Origin of the sequence: Martinezella miluonensis, assembly GCF_900094545.1 — a bacterium.
Lineage (GTDB): Bacteria > Pseudomonadota > Alphaproteobacteria > Rhizobiales > Rhizobiaceae > Rhizobium > Rhizobium miluonense.
This window is the reverse complement of the sequence record NZ_FMAH01000005.1, coordinates 160,084-177,231: the sequence shown is the minus strand read 5'-3', so window position 1 is coordinate 177,231 and position 17,148 is coordinate 160,084. Positions and strand designations below refer to the sequence as shown.

At 60.2% G+C, this 17,148-nt stretch carries 19 protein-coding genes; 9 read left to right on the top strand and 10 right to left on the bottom strand.

Annotation, left to right across the window (positions count from 1 at the left end):
- Nucleotides 1-40 precede the first annotated feature (40 nt).
- The 5 genes from GA0061102_RS07805 to GA0061102_RS07785 all read left to right on the top strand — a co-directional run bounded on the left by GA0061102_RS07805 (nucleotide 41) and on the right by GA0061102_RS07785 (nucleotide 4,935).
- Complete coding sequence (locus tag GA0061102_RS07805; RefSeq protein WP_092845594.1) at nucleotides 41-1,018, top strand: substrate-binding domain-containing protein; 978 nt, start codon at nucleotides 41-43, stop codon at nucleotides 1,016-1,018.
- Nucleotides 1,019-1,065: 47 nt separating this feature from the next.
- Nucleotides 1,066-1,956 (top strand): ABC transporter substrate-binding protein, encoded by an 891-nt coding sequence (locus GA0061102_RS07800; RefSeq protein WP_092845668.1) that lies wholly within the window; start codon nucleotides 1,066-1,068, stop codon nucleotides 1,954-1,956.
- Nucleotides 1,953-2,897: an amino acid ABC transporter permease gene (locus GA0061102_RS07795; RefSeq protein ID WP_092845592.1), complete on the top strand. Its 945-nt coding sequence runs from the start codon at nucleotides 1,953-1,955 to the stop codon at nucleotides 2,895-2,897. The genes GA0061102_RS07800 and GA0061102_RS07795 overlap by 4 nt, the downstream gene beginning before the upstream one ends.
- On the top strand, nucleotides 2,894-3,673 hold the full coding sequence (locus tag GA0061102_RS07790) for an amino acid ABC transporter ATP-binding protein (RefSeq protein WP_092845590.1): 780 nt from the start codon (nucleotides 2,894-2,896) through the stop codon (nucleotides 3,671-3,673). Before GA0061102_RS07795 ends, GA0061102_RS07790 begins: the two co-directional genes overlap by 4 nt.
- Nucleotides 3,674-3,753: 80 nt before the next feature.
- Entirely contained in the window at nucleotides 3,754-4,935 is a 1,182-nt protein-coding gene (locus tag GA0061102_RS07785; RefSeq protein WP_092845588.1) for a M20 aminoacylase family protein, read from the top strand.
- Nucleotides 4,936-5,107: 172 nt separating this feature from the next.
- Here the strand turns inward: GA0061102_RS07785 and GA0061102_RS07780 are convergent, their stop codons facing one another.
- Complete coding sequence (locus GA0061102_RS07780; protein WP_245297942.1) at nucleotides 5,108-5,284, bottom strand: hypothetical protein; 177 nt, start codon at nucleotides 5,282-5,284, stop codon at nucleotides 5,108-5,110.
- A gap of 188 nt (nucleotides 5,285-5,472) precedes the next feature.
- A complete protein-coding gene (locus tag GA0061102_RS07775; protein WP_092845584.1) occupies nucleotides 5,473-6,474 on the bottom strand; it encodes a hydrogen peroxide-inducible genes activator in 1,002 nt (333 codons plus the stop codon).
- Nucleotides 6,475-6,775: 301 nt separating this feature from the next.
- Here GA0061102_RS07775 and katG point away from each other — a divergent pair, with 301 nt between their 5' ends.
- Complete coding sequence (katG, locus tag GA0061102_RS07770; RefSeq protein ID WP_092845582.1) at nucleotides 6,776-8,974, top strand: catalase/peroxidase HPI; 2,199 nt, start codon at nucleotides 6,776-6,778, stop codon at nucleotides 8,972-8,974.
- Nucleotides 8,975-9,095: 121 nt separating this feature from the next.
- On the opposite strand, the gene GA0061102_RS07765 is transcribed toward katG, so the two are convergent.
- The 6 genes from GA0061102_RS07765 to GA0061102_RS07740 all read right to left on the bottom strand — a co-directional run bounded on the left by GA0061102_RS07765 (nucleotide 9,096) and on the right by GA0061102_RS07740 (nucleotide 12,845).
- A complete protein-coding gene (locus GA0061102_RS07765) occupies nucleotides 9,096-9,614 on the bottom strand; it encodes a DUF992 domain-containing protein (protein WP_092845580.1) in 519 nt (172 codons plus the stop codon).
- Between the two features lie 55 nt (nucleotides 9,615-9,669).
- A complete protein-coding gene (locus tag GA0061102_RS07760) occupies nucleotides 9,670-9,954 on the bottom strand; it encodes a BON domain-containing protein (protein ID WP_092845578.1) in 285 nt (94 codons plus the stop codon).
- 51 nt (nucleotides 9,955-10,005) lie between these two features.
- Nucleotides 10,006-10,185 carry a CsbD family protein gene (locus GA0061102_RS07755; RefSeq protein WP_092845576.1) on the bottom strand — a complete coding sequence of 60 codons (180 nt, stop codon included), beginning with the start codon at nucleotides 10,183-10,185 and terminating at the stop codon, nucleotides 10,006-10,008.
- Nucleotides 10,186-10,289: 104 nt separating this feature from the next.
- Nucleotides 10,290-10,580: a hypothetical protein gene (locus tag GA0061102_RS07750; protein ID WP_092845574.1), complete on the bottom strand. Its 291-nt coding sequence runs from the start codon at nucleotides 10,578-10,580 to the stop codon at nucleotides 10,290-10,292.
- Between the two features lie 93 nt (nucleotides 10,581-10,673).
- Nucleotides 10,674-11,708, bottom strand: a complete 1,035-nt coding sequence (locus GA0061102_RS07745) for an aldo/keto reductase (protein ID WP_092845572.1) — start codon at nucleotides 11,706-11,708, stop codon at nucleotides 10,674-10,676.
- Between the two features lie 243 nt (nucleotides 11,709-11,951).
- Nucleotides 11,952-12,845: a LysR family transcriptional regulator gene (locus GA0061102_RS07740; RefSeq protein WP_092845570.1), complete on the bottom strand. Its 894-nt coding sequence runs from the start codon at nucleotides 12,843-12,845 to the stop codon at nucleotides 11,952-11,954.
- Nucleotides 12,846-12,965: 120 nt separating this feature from the next.
- On the opposite strand from GA0061102_RS07740, the gene GA0061102_RS07735 reads away from it, so the two are divergent.
- Both GA0061102_RS07735 and GA0061102_RS07730 read left to right on the top strand, forming a co-directional pair.
- Entirely contained in the window at nucleotides 12,966-13,361 is a 396-nt protein-coding gene (locus tag GA0061102_RS07735; RefSeq protein WP_092845568.1) for a (R)-mandelonitrile lyase, read from the top strand.
- A gap of 2 nt (nucleotides 13,362-13,363) precedes the next feature.
- On the top strand, nucleotides 13,364-14,062 hold the full coding sequence (locus tag GA0061102_RS07730; RefSeq protein WP_092845666.1) for a dihydrofolate reductase family protein: 699 nt from the start codon (nucleotides 13,364-13,366) through the stop codon (nucleotides 14,060-14,062).
- Between the two features lie 81 nt (nucleotides 14,063-14,143).
- Here GA0061102_RS07730 and GA0061102_RS07725 read toward each other — a convergent pair whose 3' ends face one another.
- Complete coding sequence (locus tag GA0061102_RS07725) at nucleotides 14,144-15,133, bottom strand: aldo/keto reductase (RefSeq protein ID WP_092845566.1); 990 nt, start codon at nucleotides 15,131-15,133, stop codon at nucleotides 14,144-14,146.
- Nucleotides 15,134-15,264: 131 nt separating this feature from the next.
- Nucleotides 15,265-16,194: an alpha/beta hydrolase family protein gene (locus GA0061102_RS07720; RefSeq protein WP_092845565.1), complete on the bottom strand. Its 930-nt coding sequence runs from the start codon at nucleotides 16,192-16,194 to the stop codon at nucleotides 15,265-15,267.
- 61 nt (nucleotides 16,195-16,255) lie between these two features.
- On the opposite strand from GA0061102_RS07720, the gene GA0061102_RS07715 reads away from it, so the two are divergent.
- A complete protein-coding gene (locus GA0061102_RS07715; RefSeq protein WP_092845563.1) occupies nucleotides 16,256-16,876 on the top strand; it encodes a TetR/AcrR family transcriptional regulator in 621 nt (206 codons plus the stop codon).
- Nucleotides 16,877-17,148 lie beyond the last annotated feature (272 nt).

The following is a 17,148-nucleotide window of genomic DNA, read 5'->3' as shown; positions in this document are numbered from 1 at the left end:
TTACTCACTTAGAAAACAAGTTTTCCCGCGAGTGAATTTCATGCCCCTTACTCTCCGCCTTGCCCTCCGCGACTGGGACTACATTACGCCTTTGGTCCTCGGCGATGTCTCCTCCCCGAAACTCGACCTCAAGGTCGACCGGGTCGGCACGCTGATCTCGCATGTCGGCAAGAGCGACGCCTATGACGCAGCTGAAACCTCGTTCAGCCGCTATACGCAGATGCGCATCGATGGCGACGAGAGCGTGGTCGGCATGCCGAACTTCATCATGCGCGGCTTCCGCCATCGCTGTGTCATCACCACGAAGAACAGCCCGATCACGAGCTTTGCTCAGCTGGCAGGCAAGCGCATCGGCGTCACCGGCTGGCGCGACTCGGGTAACACCTGGACACGCGCCGCACTTCGCCGAGAAGGCGTCGGCGTCGAGGATGCCATGTGGTATGCCGGCCGCCTCACCGAAGCCCATCCGATCACCGATCGCCTCGACGGTTTCGGCCGTCCCGGCCGGATCGAGGCAGCACCCGGCGAGAGACCGATGGTCGATCTGCTGAAGGAAGGCCTGCTCGACGCAATCTTCACACCCTTCATGCCGGATGGTTATTTTGCCGGCAATTCCGGTTTCCGTCAGGTCCTTTCGGATTTCCGCGCCGCCGAACATCGCTATTTTGCCGATGTGGGCTATGTACCAGGCATGCACCTGATCGGATTGAAGGCTGACATCGTCGCCGAGCATCCCTGGGTCGTCGCCGAATTGAGTGCCCTCCTCGATGAATCGCAGCGCATCTGGCTGAGCAAGCGGCGCAAATATGCCGACACGACGCCTTTCATGCTCGACGAGCTGTTGAAATCGGCATCCGAGCTGCCCGAGGGTTGGGATGCGAGCGGCTTTGCCGCCAACCGCAAGATGATCGCCGACTTCGCTGGGGAATTGCATGTGCAGGGTATCCTGCCGCGCCTGATGACGCCGGAGGAACTTTTCCCGTTCGACGTCGACGGCAGCCGGACGAGCGCTGCCTGATCATCGACTGAAAAATCAGAGACACAAAGCAAAAAAGGGGAATGAACATGTCGCTGAAGAAAATGAGCTACCTCGCCGTGGCAAGCCTGATGATGTGGGGCTCGGCCTTTGCGCAGGATGCCAGCTTGCCGAAACTTTCGATCAACAAGGATCTGCAGGCCAAGCTGCCGGAAGCCATTCGCACATCAGGCAAAATGATTTCAGTCAACAACGGCTCGTTCCCTCCCTATGAAATCGTCACCGGTACCAAGTTGACCGGCGCCAGCGCCGATCTGACCGATGCGATCGGCGAGGTGCTCGGTGTGAAGATCGAGCATGAGAGCGTCAGCGGCCTGCCTGCCATTCTCGCAGGCATCAATTCTGGCCGCTATCAGTTCGCCTTCGGCCCGATCGGCGATTTCAAGAGCCGCGAGGAGGCCAATGACTTCGTCGACTGGGTGCAGGAGTTCGTCGTCTTCGCCGTCCAGAAAGGCAACCCAAAGAGCATCACCTCGCTTGATAGCGCCTGCGGCCAGCGCATCGCCGTCATGGCCGGCGGCTCGGCCGAAAAGGTCATCCAGGTGCAGGCCGAGAAGTGCAAGACCGGCGGCAAGGGTGCGATCGAGGTCCAGTCCTTCACCGACCAGCCAAGCTCGATCCTCGCCGTCCGCTCCAAGCGTTCCGACGCCTTCTTCTCCTCGCAGGCACCGCTCACCTATTTCGTCTCGCAGGCAAACGGTCAGCTGGAGCTGACCGGCGTCGGCCAGAAGAACGGTTTCGAAGATCTCTATCAGGGCGCCGTCGTGCCGAAAGGCTCGCCGCTCGGACCGATTCTCAAGGATGCCGTCAAGGTTCTGATGGACAATGGCACCTATGCCGCCATCATGAAGAAATGGGGCCTTGAGAACAACATGATCAAGGAACCCGGTATTAATCTTGGCGGGATATTGCCAAAATGAGCACGAATACCGGAAACATCGCATCGCCATCTGGCGATGCGGCGGAGCGGGATGTGGCGAATGCCCACACACCGTTCCCGAAGGGCCGTGTGGCGGCCTGGGTTGTAACGCTGTTGATCGCAGCCTATTGCGCCTGGTCAATCGCCCATAACGAAAACTTCGGCTGGCATGTCGTCGCCCAGTATTTCTTCGACCCCGTTGTCATCGACGGCCTCTATGTTTCGCTTGGGCTGACCGTCGTCGCCATGGCCCTCGGCATCGTGCTCGGCCTATTGCTAGCGATCGCCCGGCTATCGAAGGACACGCTGGCAAGCTCGCTTGCTTCCCTGTTCATCTGGTTCTTCCGCGGCACGCCGCTGCTCGTGCAGCTGATCTTCTGGTACAATCTCTCTACACTCTTCCCGACATTGTCGATCGGCATCCCTTTCGGCCCGACCTTCGCCAGCTGGGACACGAATTCCGTCATCAGCCCGATGACGGCAGCGATCGCCGGCCTGGCGCTCAACGAAGCGGCTTACATGGCCGAGATCATCCGCGGCGGCCTGCTTTCGGTCGACAGGGGCCAGTTCGAAACCGCCGAGGCATTCGGCATGACCCGCATCCGCGCTCTGCGCCGCATCATCATCCCGCAGGCCATGCGCTCCATCGTGCCGCCGACGGGCAACCAGCTCATCAGCATGATCAAGGCGACCTCGCTCGTCAGCGTCATCGCAATGGCCGACCTGCTCTACTCCGTGCAGTCGATCTACAACCGCACCTTCGAAGTGGTCCCGATGCTGCTGGTCGCAGTGATCTGGTATCTGCTGATCACCTCGGTGTTGAACATCGGCCAGAGCTACATCGAGCGTCATTACAGCCGTAGCGACCGTCGCTCCGCGGCGGCTAAGCCCGCAAAGGATGACACGCCGGCGCTCGTACCGGCGCAGGAGGCGGGCCAATGAACGCCAACGTCAATTTGTCGCCCCTCGTCCGCGCCCGCAACGTCCACAAATCCTTCGAGCACCTCGAGGTGCTGAAAGGCATCGACCTCGACGTCGCCCCCGGAGAAGTGGTCGTCATCCTCGGCCCTTCCGGTTCCGGGAAGTCGACTTTCCTGCGCTGCATCAATCATCTGGAGTCGATCAATCGCGGATCGATCGAAGTCGACGGCGAGCAGATCGGCTACCGGCTGAACAAGGGTCGGCTCGTCAAGCTGTCCAATCACGCCATCGCGCTGCAACGGCGCAAGATCGGCATGGTGTTCCAGCAGTTCAATCTCTATCCGCATATGACGGCGCTGCAGAATGTCATCGAGGCGCCGATCGGCATCCATGGCGAGAGCCGCAGCCAAGCGACGGACAATGCGCGGACACTGCTCGATCGCGTCGGGCTTTCGGCCAAAACGGATAACTATCCGCGACAGCTTTCCGGCGGCCAGCAGCAGCGCGTGGCGATCGCCAGGGCGCTGGCCATCAGGCCGAAGCTGATGCTGTTCGACGAGCCGACCTCCGCGCTCGACCCGGAGCTGGTCGGCGAGGTGCTCGCCACCATGCGCGACCTTGCCAGCCAAGGCTTGACGATGATCGTCGTCACTCATGAGATCGGCTTTGCCCGCGAAGCGGCCGATCGGGTGGTCTTCATGGACGGCGGCAAGATCGTCGAGCAGGGCAAGCCGGAAGATGTGATCGGCAATCCGCAGCATCCCCGCACCAGAAGCTTCCTGTCGCGCTTCATCTAGCGCGATGGTATCGATCCCATTTTGAGCCGCCGCGCCCAGATTCATAGTGCGCGCGGCTCAAACAAACCATTGGAGTGGCCATGACCCTCGACAACGACTTCGCACGCCTGTCGGACTTCGAACCGATGAAGGCCGAATTGACCGGCATCCGCCAGCATCTGCACGCCAATCCCGAGCTCTCCTTCGAGGAGGCCGAAACCGCGCGCTTCGTCGCCGAAAAGCTGGAATCCTGGGGTTATGAGGTGACACGCAATGTCGGCGGCCATGGCGTCGTCGCACGACTGACGGCTGGAGCCGGCAAGAAGAGCATCGCCATCCGTGCCGACATGGACGCGCTGCCGATCCTCGAGCAGACCGGCCGTCCCTATGCCAGCAAGGCGCCTGGAAAGATGCATGCCTGCGGCCATGACGGCCACACGACCATGCTTTTGGGGGCTGCCGAATATCTCGCCCGCACCCGCCGGTTCAACGGCACGGTGAACCTGATCTTCCAGCCCGCCGAAGAAGCCGGAGCGGTGAGCGGTGCCCAAGCCATGATCAAGGACGGCCTGTTCGAGCGCTTTCCCTTTGACGCGATTTTTGGCTTGCACAATCATCCGGGCGCGCCGGAAGGCAGCTGGCTGATGCGCTCGGGACCATTGATGGCGGCGGCCGATACCGTCGAGATTACCATAACGGGCAAGGGCGGCCATGCCTCGCGTCCGCATCTGACTATCGATCCTATCGTGGTCGCCTGTAACCTCGTCGTCAGCCTGCAGACGGTGGTTGCCCGGAGCATCGACCCGACGCAGACGGCCGTCGTGACGGTCGGCTCCATCCACGCCGGCGAAGCTTCGAACGTTATCCCCGAAAGCGCCCGGATGGCGCTGAGTGTCCGCTCCTTCGATCCGAAGATCCGCGAACTCCTCGAGACAAGAATCCGCCAGCTCGCGCACTCTGTTGCCGAAGGTTATGGCGCCAGCGTCGATATCGACTACATCCGCGGGTATCCGGTCGTCGTCAATTCGGAGAAGGAAACCGAATTGGCACGCACAGTAGCAGAAGAGCTGGTCGGTGCCGACAAGGTCTCCACATGCAACCTCATTCCCGGCAGCGAAGACTTCGCTTACTTCCTGGAACACAAGCCCGGCAGCTTCCTGCGCCTCGGCAATGGCGTCAACTCGCCGGTTCTGCACAGCGCAAAGTATGATTTCGCCGATGAAAGCCTCACGGCCGGCGCCGCCATGTGGGCGCGGCTGACCGAGCGCTATCTCGACGCCTAAGACAGTAACATCTCCTGCCGGCCCAAACCTGCGCAGCGGAACGACAGCCCTGACCAATGGTCAGAGCTGATCCGAATTTCGCTGCGAGGTAATGGGAAGAAGTGTGGCGCCAAGCGCGGTTTGAAAGTCTCGGCCTAGCAGGGCGCGGTCAACGCCGATCCCTGGAAACCCGTCACTTATCCAGAGATCCGAAACGGTCGGTCGTGGCAGGGGCTGTGTTTTCCCGGGTCTGCGTCCGCAGCCCGGTCTTCAGCTGCGAGTCCTGAGCCTGCATCAGCCGCCATTCGCCTTCCAGGCGATCAATCACATACGTAGGAATCTCATTTCGTACGTTTTCGAACTCTTGCATCACGACCTCCATTGTCATGCGATAATGGGATGACATGGAAGAGTTTCTTTGTAAATCAAGGCATTAAAAAATTTAAACGATTAAAATTACTTTAATCGTTTGAAATCTCTGCGCTTGTGGAAAAGAAATAACCTCGTTCGGATTTTTTCCCACGCCGCGTCGGCGAAAGCAGCTATTCCGGGGCGCAATCAGGGATCTCCGGACGATAAAGCATCATCGACGCCGCCCTGCACAGGCGGGGGCGTTAGACCGCCAACGGCAAAATCCTGTGTGCGCCAGATCGAATCGTGCTGCTCGCGCATCGCCTCGGCCGATTGACGAACGACTTCCGAAATCCGCATGAGCTGCTTGGCCAAGGGGCTTGTCTTGCGCCAGATCATGCCGATCGTCCGTGAAGGCTGCGGACTTTGGAAACGCACCGCCGATACCGAGGCAGATCGCGTCTCAACCGCAACAGCCATCTCCGGGATCAAGGTGACGCCGATGCCGGCGCTGACCATTTGCACCAGCGTCGATAGCGAGCTGCCGTCCATAAGCTCCCGCGGCAGCGCCGACTGTATGTTGCAGAAGGACAGGGCCTGATCGCGAAAGCAATGCCCCTCCTCGAGAAGCAGCAGCCGCATTTCGCGCAGCGCCTCGCGATTGGGCACCGGCTTGCCCTCGTCCTCGCTTGGCCGCACCAGCACGAAGTTCTCAGCAAAAAGTGCCACTTCCGTCAGGGACGGCTCGGATACAGGCAGAGCGACGATGGCCGTATCGAGCCGGCCTTCGGCCAGTTCCTCGACCAGCTTCGACGTCAGTGTCTCCCGCACATGAATGTCGAGACCGTCATACATGCTGGTGAGATTGCCAATGATGGTCGGCAGCAAATAGGGCGCGACGGTCGGGATGATGCCGATCCTCAAACGGCCGACCGGCTGGCTGCGGGAGGCACGCGCGAGATCCCCCAGCTCATCGACCGACCGCAAAATCTCGCGGACGCGTTCGGCGAACGCCTCGCCGAAATTGGTGAGCCGGACCTGGCGGGCGCCCCTTTCGAAGAGGTCGGTGCCAAGCTGCTCCTCCAGTTCCTTGATCTGCATCGAGAGGGCAGGCTGAGAAATGGCGCAAACATCGGCCGCACGTCCGAAATGGCCATGCTTTGCCAAGGCTTCGAAATAGCGCAGCTGCTTGAGGGTGAGATTTATCATAACCTCACCTTATCGCACCCATCAGGAAATCCAACTTAAATTAATCGAATAGCTTGGCTAGAGTGCGTGCAGCAGCGGTGAGATGCCGCCGTATGTCATACGCAGCTCACATTGGGAGCTTTGACTGAGAGAATTCATCGATGCCCGGATCGATCTGAAATCCGGGCATGGAATCGTGTTTTGTTTCAAGGTGATCCGCTTTGCGGAAAGCCGGAACAACGAAAGATCCCACATTGCTTCCCGAGGGGAACCTATACCCTTTTTCGGGCAGTACAATTCAAGGCATCCAAGGGAGAAAGTCATGGATACAAAGGTTGAAAATACAGGCAAATGTCCGTTTCCGCACGGAAACACAAGCGTCTCGGCCAGATCGAACCGCGACTGGTGGCCGAACCAGCTGAACCTCAAAATTCTCCATCAGGGTTCTTCCTTATCCAGCCCGCTCGACAAGAGCTTCGACTATGCCGAGGAGTTCAAGAAGCTCGATCTTGAGGCCCTGAAAAAGGACCTCGTCGCGCTCATGACGGATTCGCAGGATTGGTGGCCGGCCGACTTCGGCCATTATGGCCCGCTCTTCATCCGCATGGCCTGGCACAGCGCCGGCACCTATCGTACGGGCGACGGCCGTGGTGGCGCCTCCTCCGGCACGCAGCGCTTCGCTCCGCTCAACAGCTGGCCGGATAACGTCAATCTCGACAAGGCCCGCCGCCTTCTCTGGCCGATCAAGCAGAAATACGGCAACAGCATCTCCTGGGCCGACCTCCTGATCCTCACCGGTAACGTCGCGCTGGAATCCATGGGCTTCAAGACCTTCGGCTTCGGCGGCGGTCGTGAAGACGTGTGGGAGCCTGAAGAGGATATCTATTGGGGTGCGGAAGACACCTGGCTCGCCGACAAGCGCTACACCGGCGATCGTGACCTCGAAAATCCGCTCGCAGCCGTGCAGATGGGCCTCATCTACGTCAACCCGGAAGGCCCGAACGGCAATCCCGATCCGCTTGCCGCCGCCCGCGACATCCGCGAGACTTTCGCCCGCATGGCTATGAACGACGAGGAAACCGTCGCGCTGATCGCCGGCGGCCATACCTTCGGCAAGACCCACGGCGCAGGTGACGCAGCCCTCGTCGGCCCGGAACCGGAAGCGGCCGGCATCGAAGAACAGGGCCTCGGCTGGAAGAGCAGCTATGGCAGCGGCAAAGGCGGCGACGCGATCGGCAGCGGTCTCGAAGTCACCTGGACCTCGACGCCGACCAAGTGGAGCAACAACTTCTTCTGGAACCTGTTCGGCTATGACTGGGAACTGACCAAGAGCCCGGCCGGCGCCCATCAGTGGACCCCGAAGCATGGCGCCGGCGCCGGCTCGATACCGGATGCACACGACAAGTCCAAGCGCCATGCACCAGCCATGCTGACCACGGACCTTGCCCTGCGCTTCGACCCGGCCTACGAGAAGATCTCGCGCCACTTCTTCGAAAATCCGGATGAGTTTGCCGACGCCTTCGCCCGCGCCTGGTTCAAGCTGACGCATCGCGACATGGGTCCACGCGCCCGCTATCTTGGCCCGGAAGTGCCGAGCGAGGAGCTCATCTGGCAGGATCCGATCCCGGATGCTGACTACGCTCGGATCGACGCCAACGATATCGCGGCACTCAAGGGCCAGATCGCGGCCTCTGGCCTGACCATCCCGCAGCTCGTCTCCACCGCCTGGGCTTCGGCATCGACCTTCCGCGGTTCGGACAAGCGCGGCGGCGCCAACGGCGCACGCATCCGTCTTGCGCCGCAGAAGGACTGGGAGGCCAACCAGCCGGCTCAGCTGGCTTCCGTGCTCCAGACGCTCGAAGGCATCCAGGCGAAGTTCAACGACGCCCATACCGGCGGCAAGCAGGTATCGCTTGCCGATCTGATCGTTCTCGGCGGCTCTGTCGCCATCGAACAGGCTGCAAAGAAGGCCGGTCACGACGTGGTCGTCCCCTTCGCTCCCGGCCGTACGGATGCGTCGCAGGAGCAGACCGATGTCGAAGCATTCGCCGTTCTCGAGCCGATCGTCGACGGCTTCCGCAACTATCAGCGGCAGGCCTACACCGTCTCCACGGAAGAGCTGCTGATCGACAAGGCGCAGCTGCTGACGTTGAGCGCTCCTGAACTGACGGTCCTCATCGGCGGCCTGCGTGCGCTGAACGCCAATGTCGGCCAGACCCAGCATGGCGTCTTCACCAAGCGCCCGGAAACGCTGACCAACGACTTCTTTGTAAACCTGCTCGACATGAGCACGGAGTGGAAGGCCGTCTCCGACGCGAAGGACGTGTTCGAGGGGCGCGATCGCGCAACGGGCGACGTCAAGTGGACCGCTACCCGCGCCGATCTCGTCTTCGGCTCCAACTCGCAGCTGCGTGCGATCGCCGAAGTCTACGGCCAGGCCGACGCCGGACAGAAGTTCGTCCACGACTTCGTGGCGGCCTGGACGAAGGTGATGAACGCCGACCGCTTCGACATCGCTTGATGTAAGGCACAAAACATTCGGACGCGACATAATTCAGATCGCGTCCGGATCATCCTGTCGCCCTCCGTGCAGTTTCCGCACGGAGGCATTATGTCCGCCTAAAACCGATGGCGATCGTCTGTCATCGCACGGCACTCAGCTCCAGCCGGGAGACACCGGCCGCGACGTTGAGACCGGTTCCGGCCTCTGCGCTCAGCGGTTGCAGCGCATAGTTCTTCGAATTGCCGCCGACCAGGGCGTTGGCGCCTAGACCAAGACCTACCGAAGCACCGGCAGACGCTCCGACATAGGTGCCGGCGAGGGCGCCATCACCGACACGCGTAGGAGCGGTATTGACCACGAGCCAGCTCAAATAGCTTTTGCCGGTGACTCCGACATCGATACCGAGCTTGCCGATCGAGCCAACATAGCGCTCGACCTTGCCGGTTCGTTGCTTGAAGGTGCAACTGACCTTCTTGTTGGAGCCGATGATCATGCCGACGCCGCCTGCCACCTCGCAGGAGAGAGTTCCAAGACGTTCCTTCGGCTGGGAGGCGACCTGCGCCGACTCTTTCTTGGCGGGATGATGGGTGCTGGCAGCGGAAGCCGCCGAACCAAAGGCAACGGAAACAGCCGCGGCCACAATAAAGATCTTTCTCATGACGTCTCCTTCGACAGTTTGAGCACCATGACCAGTCCGGCCCGCATTTGCGCGGCTAGACGCCGATCTCGGACTGGCCTGAAGGTTCTTGATCGGCGCGGACGGCGATGTTGTTGACAATGCGAACTCCGGCGTACTCGCCGGCAATCCAAAGCGCCCGTTCGCGCGCCCCATTGGAGGATGCCACACCGGACAGCACGATCGCACCCTCGATCGCGGTAACGTCGATGCGCGAGCCCTCGAGCCCATCGGCATAGGCAATCAGGCTGCGGATGGCAGCACAGGTCGCTCGGCTATCCGGCAATGTCGTCAGCGATGAAAGCTTGCGCAGGAAAAGCATTAATGAGCCTCGGTGGGATCGCAGGAATGGGAATTCACATGCTGATCGGCGTCAGCGAAGCAGTTTCCTGACGGCGTCCTTGGCCTTGCCGACTTTGACGAGGATTTTCCCTTCGACCTTTTCGACAGTGCCTCTAAACCGGAGCCGATCGTTGCCGATCAGCTTTCCTGCGGCCTCCTTGATCGAGCCGCTTGCCTCCTTGGCGGCACCTACGACACGGTTTTTATCCATTGTCTTGTCTCCTCAGCTTGCTCAAAAAAAAAGCGCTGGCCTTCGACCAAGGCCACGAACAGGGAAATAGGGCAGCAATGCCTGAGCTTACAGGGCAGAAAGTACTATTGCCTTAGTATAAAGTAGCTTTTTTGACGCCGAGAATGCAGGTTCTTCCGCCAATTACGCGAATAGAACCGGATAGAAGCTGCCTTCACCTCGATCTTTCCGTAAAGCGCGGCAAGATGATGGCGGATCGCCTTCCTGAAAAGATGCAGCCTTTCGCCCATCTCGGCATCGGTCTTCCAAGAAAATCGTGCCTCATGGTCAGGCAGGACCATACGACCGCTCGACCGGGCAGCGGGTTCCGAGGCTACATTGCGATCGACATTCGGCGGCAGCAGCCCGTCACCCATGCCGCTCCTCCTATTGCCATTGCGGGCTTAGATAGGACGATCAGCCGAAAAGAGAAGACGAAACGCGCGCAGCAAAGGCAAGCCCGAAAGGAATCAGGAGAGCCTGCGCTTCATCGTGGCATAGTCGACACAGAAGGATGGCGCCGCATCTTTCAAGATCTGCGGCAGATCAAGCGAATAAACTGGAATCGTCAGCACATCGAGCGTTGCCGTCTGCTCGGGCGATAGCCGAACATCGAGCGCACCCAGGTCATCGTCAAGCTGCTCAAGAGTATGGACACCGATGATGGTCGACGACACGGCGGGCCGCGCCAGGGCCCAGGCAAGGGCGACACGGGCGGTGGTGGTGTCGAGTTCGGCAGCGATACGGATCAGGGCGTCGACGATTTCGAGACGCTGCTCGTCGGGATGCCGCGCAAACGGCGAGGCACGGTCGGTTTCGAGGTTTGCGATATTCTTGCGTGTGTATTTTCCGCTGATGAGGCCGCCATTCAGCGGCGAATGCGAGACGACGCCGAGCCCCATTCCACGCGCCATCGGAATGAGCTCGCTTTCAAACAGCCGCGCGGCCAGCGAATATTCGATCTGCAGGCCGATGAACGGCTCCCATCCGTGAAATTGCGCAATCAGCTGCGCATGCGCAACTTTCCAGGCCGGGGCATCGGAAATACCGAAATAGCGCAGTTTTCCCGACTGTATGAGATCGTTCAATCCCGACAGTATTTCGTCGAGAGGGACCTGCATATCCCAATTATCGAGCCAAAAGAGATCGAGATAATCCGTGCGCAGCCGTCGCAACGTCGCTTCGCACGCTGCTATGATGGATTTGCGGCCAGGCCCGGCACCCTGCTGATCGACACCGAACTTGGCGCCGATGACAAGCCGCTCGCGCCTGGGCGATGTCCGCTCGAGGTAGTTGCCGACAATCGTCTGAGCCCCCGGTTTTGCATCTCCTCTGCCGGTGTCGAGATAATTGCCGCCGAGAGCGAGATAACGATCCAGGATGGCCGCAGGCCCGTTTGTACCAGCCTGCCAAGTGAGGCCTTCGCTGAAAGTCATGGTTCCCAGGGCAAGCGGACTGACACGCAAGCCGGATCGGCCAAGCGCGGTAAGATCATCAAGAAGCATTCCGTGTCCCCCGACCGGCCTGGATTCCATAGCTGCGTAAGCTGGGTATAGAAATAATATTGGCAGGAAAAGCGAATTAGACCGCAATTTATGATTTTAGTTTTCGAGAATCCGGACAATCAGCTTGGTATCGACAACAGGCTGCCCGGAAGGCGCAACATCGCCTCTTTTTCAGGCAGCTTTCACTGGCTGCGCCGACACTTTCTGCCGCTTCGTGATCGACATAGGCATCGATATTCGCCATCAGCCGCGATAGCGCAAAGCATCGACCAACAGGGAGAAGGCTGCCGAGGGTTGCCGGCGGCTTGGATAATAGAGGTGATAGCCGGAGAACGGCGTGCACCAATCGCCGAGAACCTGCACCAGCCGGCCGCTCGCCAGATCCTCGGCAACGTGATCGTCCATGACGAAGCCAAGGCCCAGTCCCGCCTTCGCGGCCCGCACGATCATGCCGACATTGTTAAACACAAGCCGTCCGTCTACCCGGACGCGTACCTCGCGCCCGTCCTTTTCCAATTCCCAGGCATAGAGACCGCCGGCACTCAGCAAGCGCTGATTGATGCAGCTATGCTCGGCGAGATCATTCGGCGTTTTCGGGGCGGGATGCCTGTCAAGATAAGCTGGAGAACCGACGACGATCATTCGCATATCGGGACTGATCCTCACAGCAATCATGTCCTTGGCAATTGCCTCTCCAAGCCGTACCCCGGCATCGAAACGATCGGCAACGATATCCCGCAAGCCGGAATCGATACTGAGTTCGACGTGGATGTCGGGATATTGCGGCAGGAGCCTTTCGAGCGCCGGCCACAGGACAGTGACGGCCGCGTGTTCCGAGGTCGTGATGCGGATGGTGCCGGCGGGCTTCTCGCGCAATTCGCTCAAGGAGGCAAGCTCGGCGCCGATGCTTTCCAACGCCGGCCGAAGCGTCGCCAGCAGCCGCTCCCCGGCTTCGGTTGGCGCGACGTTGCGGGTTGTCCGCGTCAACAGACGCACGCCGAGCCTCGCCTCAAGACGCCGGATCGTATGGCTGAGGGACGATTGCGACGTGCCGAGCTTGGCCGCGGCGCGCGTGAAGCTCTTTTCTTCGGCAACGACCGCAAAAGCGTTCAGATCGACCAATTCCTCGCGCTGCATTTATGAACCTCAGCTATAGTTCCATGCCATTTATATTGTATAGTCTCAACAATCAGACAAGTCTAAGCTGCCCTGAAGAACGGCCGCCGCGCCGTATTTTTCATCAGGGAGTTCAAGAGCATGGACATCAAGCAAAGCGGCTCGCAACCTTCGGCCAAGGGACCGGAAGACTACTTTACCGGTACGGTTCGCATCGATGCACCCTTCAACGGCCGAGGCAATCTGAGTGGCGGAACGGTGACCTTCGAGCCGGGCGCGCGCACGGCATGGCATACCCATCCCTTCGGCCAGACCCTCCTCGTCGTCTCCGGACTGGGGCGCGTCCAGCGTGAGGGCGGTCCAATAGAGGAGATCCGCCCCGGTGATATCGTCTGGTTCGAGCCCGGTGAAAAACACTGGCATGGTGCGGCACCCGATTGCGCCATGAGCCACATCGCAATCGCCGAGAAGGAAAACGGTTCGGCGGTGATCTGGATGGAGAAGGTGAGCGACGATGACTATCTCGGGACAGCATGACCATGAGGCCCTATGTCATCTGCCATATGATCTCCTCGCTCGACGGCGGATTGCACCTCAGCCGCTGGACGGCGAGCCCCGACGGCAAGCTCGGCGATTGGACGGCGCTCTACCAATCATGCCACGAAAAGCTGGCGGGCGACGCCTGGATGGTCGGCCGCGTCACCATGGCCGAAATGAGCAAGGGCGAGCCGCATCCGCCGCGTGAGCACGGCAAGGTCGATCGCCCCTCCCACTTCGCCAATCGGCAAGCCGGCAACTATGCAATTGCCGTCGACACCTCCGGCAAGCTGCATTTCGCCAGGAACGAAATCGACGGCGATCACATCGTCGTCCTTCTCGGCAGCGATGTGCCCGACAGCCACCTGGCCGAACTGGTGGCCGATGGCATTTCCTACATCGTTTCCGCGCAAGCCCAACCCGACATGCATGCCATGCTCGACACTCTTGAACGCGAACTCGGCATCAAACGGCTGCTGCTCGAGGGCGGCGCCGGCATCAACGGATCCCTGCTTGCGGAAGGCCTCGTCGACGAAATCAGCCTGCTCATTGCGCCTGCTCTGGATGGACGCGCCGCAAGTCAGAGTTTCGTGGAATTCGGCACGGAGGGGCTGGCAGGCAAAATTCAACTCGCTCTCAAAAGCTGCGAAACGCTGGATCAGGGTGTGATCCATCTGCGTTACGCCGTCACATCCCTTTGAGGCAGTTCACAAAGGCGTTGCGGAAGACTACCCGTAGAAGATGGCCGCCTATCGGCGGCCACCAGTTCTCACCCATAGGCTTCAGAGGCCGGTGGTCTTCATCAGCTGCTCGGGATAGCGCTCGCCTTCGACGGCGATCTCCGCTGCGGCGCGCTGGATTTCGGCCAGATCGGACGGGCTCAACTCGACATCCGCCGATGCAAGGTTCTCCTCCAGACGATGCAGCTTGGTTGTGCCGGGGATCGGAACGATCCAGGGCTTTTGCGCCAGCAGCCAAGCAAGCGCGATCTGGGCTGGCGTCGCCTTCTTCCGATCGGCAATCTGTTTCAGGAGATCGACGAGTGCCTGGTTCTTTTCCATGGCCTCGGGCGTGAAGCGCGGCAGGATCTTGCGGAAATCGTTCTCGCTGATCTTCGTGTCCTTGCTGATCGCACCAGTCAGGAAGCCTTTGCCGAGGGGGCTGTAGGCAACGAGGCCGATGCCCAGCTCTTCACAGGCCTGCAGGATGCCATTGTTCTCAGGCCCACGGGTCCACAGCGAATATTCATTCTGCAGAGCCGTCACCGGCTGAACGGCATGGGCACGACGCACTGTCTGCGCACCTGGCTCGGACAGGCCGAAGTGCTTCACCTTGCCCGCCGCGATCAGATCCTTCACCGTGCCGGCTACGTCTTCGATCGGCACTTCCGGATCGACGCGATGCTGGTAGAGGAGGTCGATGACCTCGATGCCCAGCCGCTTCAACGAGGCATCCACCACTTCGCGGATATGATTTGGACGGCTATCGAGGCCGTTCATCTTGCCGTTCTCGATATTGAAGCCGAATTTCGTGGCGATCACCATCTGCTCGCGAACAGGCCGCAGAGCCTCGCCAACGATTTCCTCGTTGGTGAAGGGACCATAGACCTCCGCGGTATCGAAAAAGGTGACGCCCCGCTCGACGGCATCGCGTACGAGCCTGACACCCTCATCCTTGCTCAGGGCGTGGCCATAGCTGAAGTTCAGACCCATGCAGCCGAAGCCGAGGGCCGAAACCTCAAGGCCGCTATTTCCAAGCATACGTTTCTTCATCGCATTTCTCCTGCTCCTGCGAGCGTTCCGGGTTCGATGCGGATAAGATATGCGAGGCGGCGTCTAACGATTAGCCGACATAATCGGCATGGAGCTATATTCAGATTTCATGAATACAGCAAGGCGAACGATCAGCCTTCCGGTTTCAGCGCCGCTGCCGGCCAGGGATTGCTGCCCTCGCGTAGCCACGACAGCGTGTCGGTCCAGAAGCCCGCCGCATGGCTGTCGTGGAACAGAGCGAAATGACCGATCGCGTCACGGCCAAAATCCTCAGGCTTCAGCAGCACTGCTGCCCGCTGCGCGCCGGTATAGTAGTTCAGCGTACGGCGTACGGCGGGCACGGTGCCAAGTTCGTCATCCGAAACCGCAACCGCCAGGATCGGCGCCTTGACCGCGGCCATACGGCGCAGCACATCCTCCCTCTCTCCCCTCGGATGGCTAAGCTCGAACCTGCGCCTGCGAAAGCTCCATTCGTTCGCCACGCCGGCCGGCAGGTCTTCCAACCAGCCAAGGCGACGGCCGGGAAAATAGCCATAGAGGGCCGTCATCACGGGCATGGCGACATGCCATTTGACGAAGAGGCCGAGCCGCCGGCGCGGCATGTAATCGCCCCACCAGGCATATTGGGCCCCGACCGTCAGCATTCTGTCGATCTTCCCAGCGTTTTCGGCCAGTCCCGGCAGGAAGCCGCCGATGCTGTGACCGACCACCATGAGAGGGCCGTTGCGCCGGTCGGCCGTCATCCAGCGAAGCGCTGCATCGAAATCCTGCTCGCCCCACTCCCGCCAGCGATATCGGGAGCCGCGCAGCTGCTGCGGACGTGATTGGCCGATGCCGCGATAGTCGAAGGTCAGAACATCAAATCCATGTCGCGCCAGAAATTGCGCGTAACGATGATAGTAGCGCGCAAGGACGCCCGTTGCCGGATTGATGATGACGCTGCCTTCCGGCTTCTTCGCCTCCGCAAGCCAAAGATGACCGCCCAGAACGACGCCATCCTGACAGCGAATGGAAATCGGCAGATTGTTTGCGTTCGAGGATGAGAGTGGTTGCTGGCTCATGGCCCGTAAGATGGGATGATTGCGGCGTTGTGTATATTCACTACCCGGTATACTTTGAGCCATGAAAGACAAGCCCCTGCCGACGCGCGACCGTATTCTTCAGGCTGCCGGAAAACTGTTCCAACAAGACGGCATCCGGACGGTCAGCGTCGATGCGATCGCAGAAAAGGCTGGGGTGACCAAGCGCACCCTCTACTATCATTTCCGCAGCAAGGACGACTTGATCGCCGCCCATCTGCAGGCGCGCGACGAGCCGAACCTCGCGCTCTTCAAGCGCTGGTTCAACGAGGCGGAAGGCGATATTGCCGAGAAAGTCGGCGGCATCTTTCGCCATCTCGCCCACTCCGCCCGCATTGCCAAATGGAAAGGCTGCGGCTTTCTGCGCACATCGGTCGAGCTGATTAATCTTCCCGGCCATCCGGCTTTGATTGTCGCCCGCGCCCACAAGAAGCGCGTCGAGGATTGGCTCTCAACGATCTTCATGGAAGCAGGAGCAGACAACGATGCCGCACCGCTCGCCCGGCAGATCATGCTGCTCCTCGACGGCTCGTTTGCAGTCGTGCTGCTGCATCGCGACCCGAGCTATATGGAGACCGCAGCGGAGGCTGCAGCCCGGCTTATCAGTGATCGCCTACCCGTATCCGGCAGGCTTCAGCCAATAGTCGCGAGCCAAACTATTTGAAGGGTAGGAGGCCGTAGAGGCCGATATCATCTGGTCCAACAATCGCTTGATGGGCCGCCTGAGCATCGCCCTCTTCGTCGTCATTCCTATCGATTTGCACCTCATGGAAGCGTTGCGCTAAGCAGATACGCCTCACGCGATAGTCATTATCCGAACCCCCACCATAGGCTTGTTAAACATAGAATAACCAAGGATACCCCGGCGAAAACAGGCTCCTTTATGGTTGTATTTTTACCGTGGAAAGACGACCCTGCCCGCCATCCCGCCGGCGC

What these genes read in the sequence shown, in the direction of transcription:
- GA0061102_RS07805 (WP_092845594.1), top strand. Translation starts at nt 41, where the DNA reads ATGCCCCTTACTCTCCGCCTTGCCCTCCGCGACTGGGACTACATTACG.
- GA0061102_RS07800 (WP_092845668.1), top strand. Translation starts at nt 1,066, where the DNA reads ATGTCGCTGAAGAAAATGAGCTACCTCGCCGTGGCAAGCCTGATGATG.
- GA0061102_RS07795 (WP_092845592.1), top strand. Translation starts at nt 1,953, where the DNA reads ATGAGCACGAATACCGGAAACATCGCATCGCCATCTGGCGATGCGGCG.
- GA0061102_RS07790 (WP_092845590.1), top strand. Translation starts at nt 2,894, where the DNA reads ATGAACGCCAACGTCAATTTGTCGCCCCTCGTCCGCGCCCGCAACGTC.
- GA0061102_RS07785 (WP_092845588.1), top strand. Translation starts at nt 3,754, where the DNA reads ATGACCCTCGACAACGACTTCGCACGCCTGTCGGACTTCGAACCGATG.
- GA0061102_RS07780 (WP_245297942.1), bottom strand. Translation starts at nt 5,284, where the DNA reads ATGCAAGAGTTCGAAAACGTACGAAATGAGATTCCTACGTATGTGATT.
- GA0061102_RS07775 (WP_092845584.1), bottom strand. Translation starts at nt 6,474, where the DNA reads ATGATAAATCTCACCCTCAAGCAGCTGCGCTATTTCGAAGCCTTGGCA.
- katG (WP_092845582.1), top strand. Translation starts at nt 6,776, where the DNA reads ATGGATACAAAGGTTGAAAATACAGGCAAATGTCCGTTTCCGCACGGA.
- GA0061102_RS07765 (WP_092845580.1), bottom strand. Translation starts at nt 9,614, where the DNA reads ATGAGAAAGATCTTTATTGTGGCCGCGGCTGTTTCCGTTGCCTTTGGT.
- GA0061102_RS07760 (WP_092845578.1), bottom strand. Translation starts at nt 9,954, where the DNA reads ATGCTTTTCCTGCGCAAGCTTTCATCGCTGACGACATTGCCGGATAGC.
- GA0061102_RS07755 (WP_092845576.1), bottom strand. Translation starts at nt 10,185, where the DNA reads ATGGATAAAAACCGTGTCGTAGGTGCCGCCAAGGAGGCAAGCGGCTCG.
- GA0061102_RS07750 (WP_092845574.1), bottom strand. Translation starts at nt 10,580, where the DNA reads ATGGGTGACGGGCTGCTGCCGCCGAATGTCGATCGCAATGTAGCCTCG.
- GA0061102_RS07745 (WP_092845572.1), bottom strand. Translation starts at nt 11,708, where the DNA reads ATGCTTCTTGATGATCTTACCGCGCTTGGCCGATCCGGCTTGCGTGTC.
- GA0061102_RS07740 (WP_092845570.1), bottom strand. Translation starts at nt 12,845, where the DNA reads ATGCAGCGCGAGGAATTGGTCGATCTGAACGCTTTTGCGGTCGTTGCC.
- GA0061102_RS07735 (WP_092845568.1), top strand. Translation starts at nt 12,966, where the DNA reads ATGGACATCAAGCAAAGCGGCTCGCAACCTTCGGCCAAGGGACCGGAA.
- GA0061102_RS07730 (WP_092845666.1), top strand. Translation starts at nt 13,364, where the DNA reads ATGAGGCCCTATGTCATCTGCCATATGATCTCCTCGCTCGACGGCGGA.
- GA0061102_RS07725 (WP_092845566.1), bottom strand. Translation starts at nt 15,133, where the DNA reads ATGAAGAAACGTATGCTTGGAAATAGCGGCCTTGAGGTTTCGGCCCTC.
- GA0061102_RS07720 (WP_092845565.1), bottom strand. Translation starts at nt 16,194, where the DNA reads ATGAGCCAGCAACCACTCTCATCCTCGAACGCAAACAATCTGCCGATT.
- GA0061102_RS07715 (WP_092845563.1), top strand. Translation starts at nt 16,256, where the DNA reads ATGAAAGACAAGCCCCTGCCGACGCGCGACCGTATTCTTCAGGCTGCC.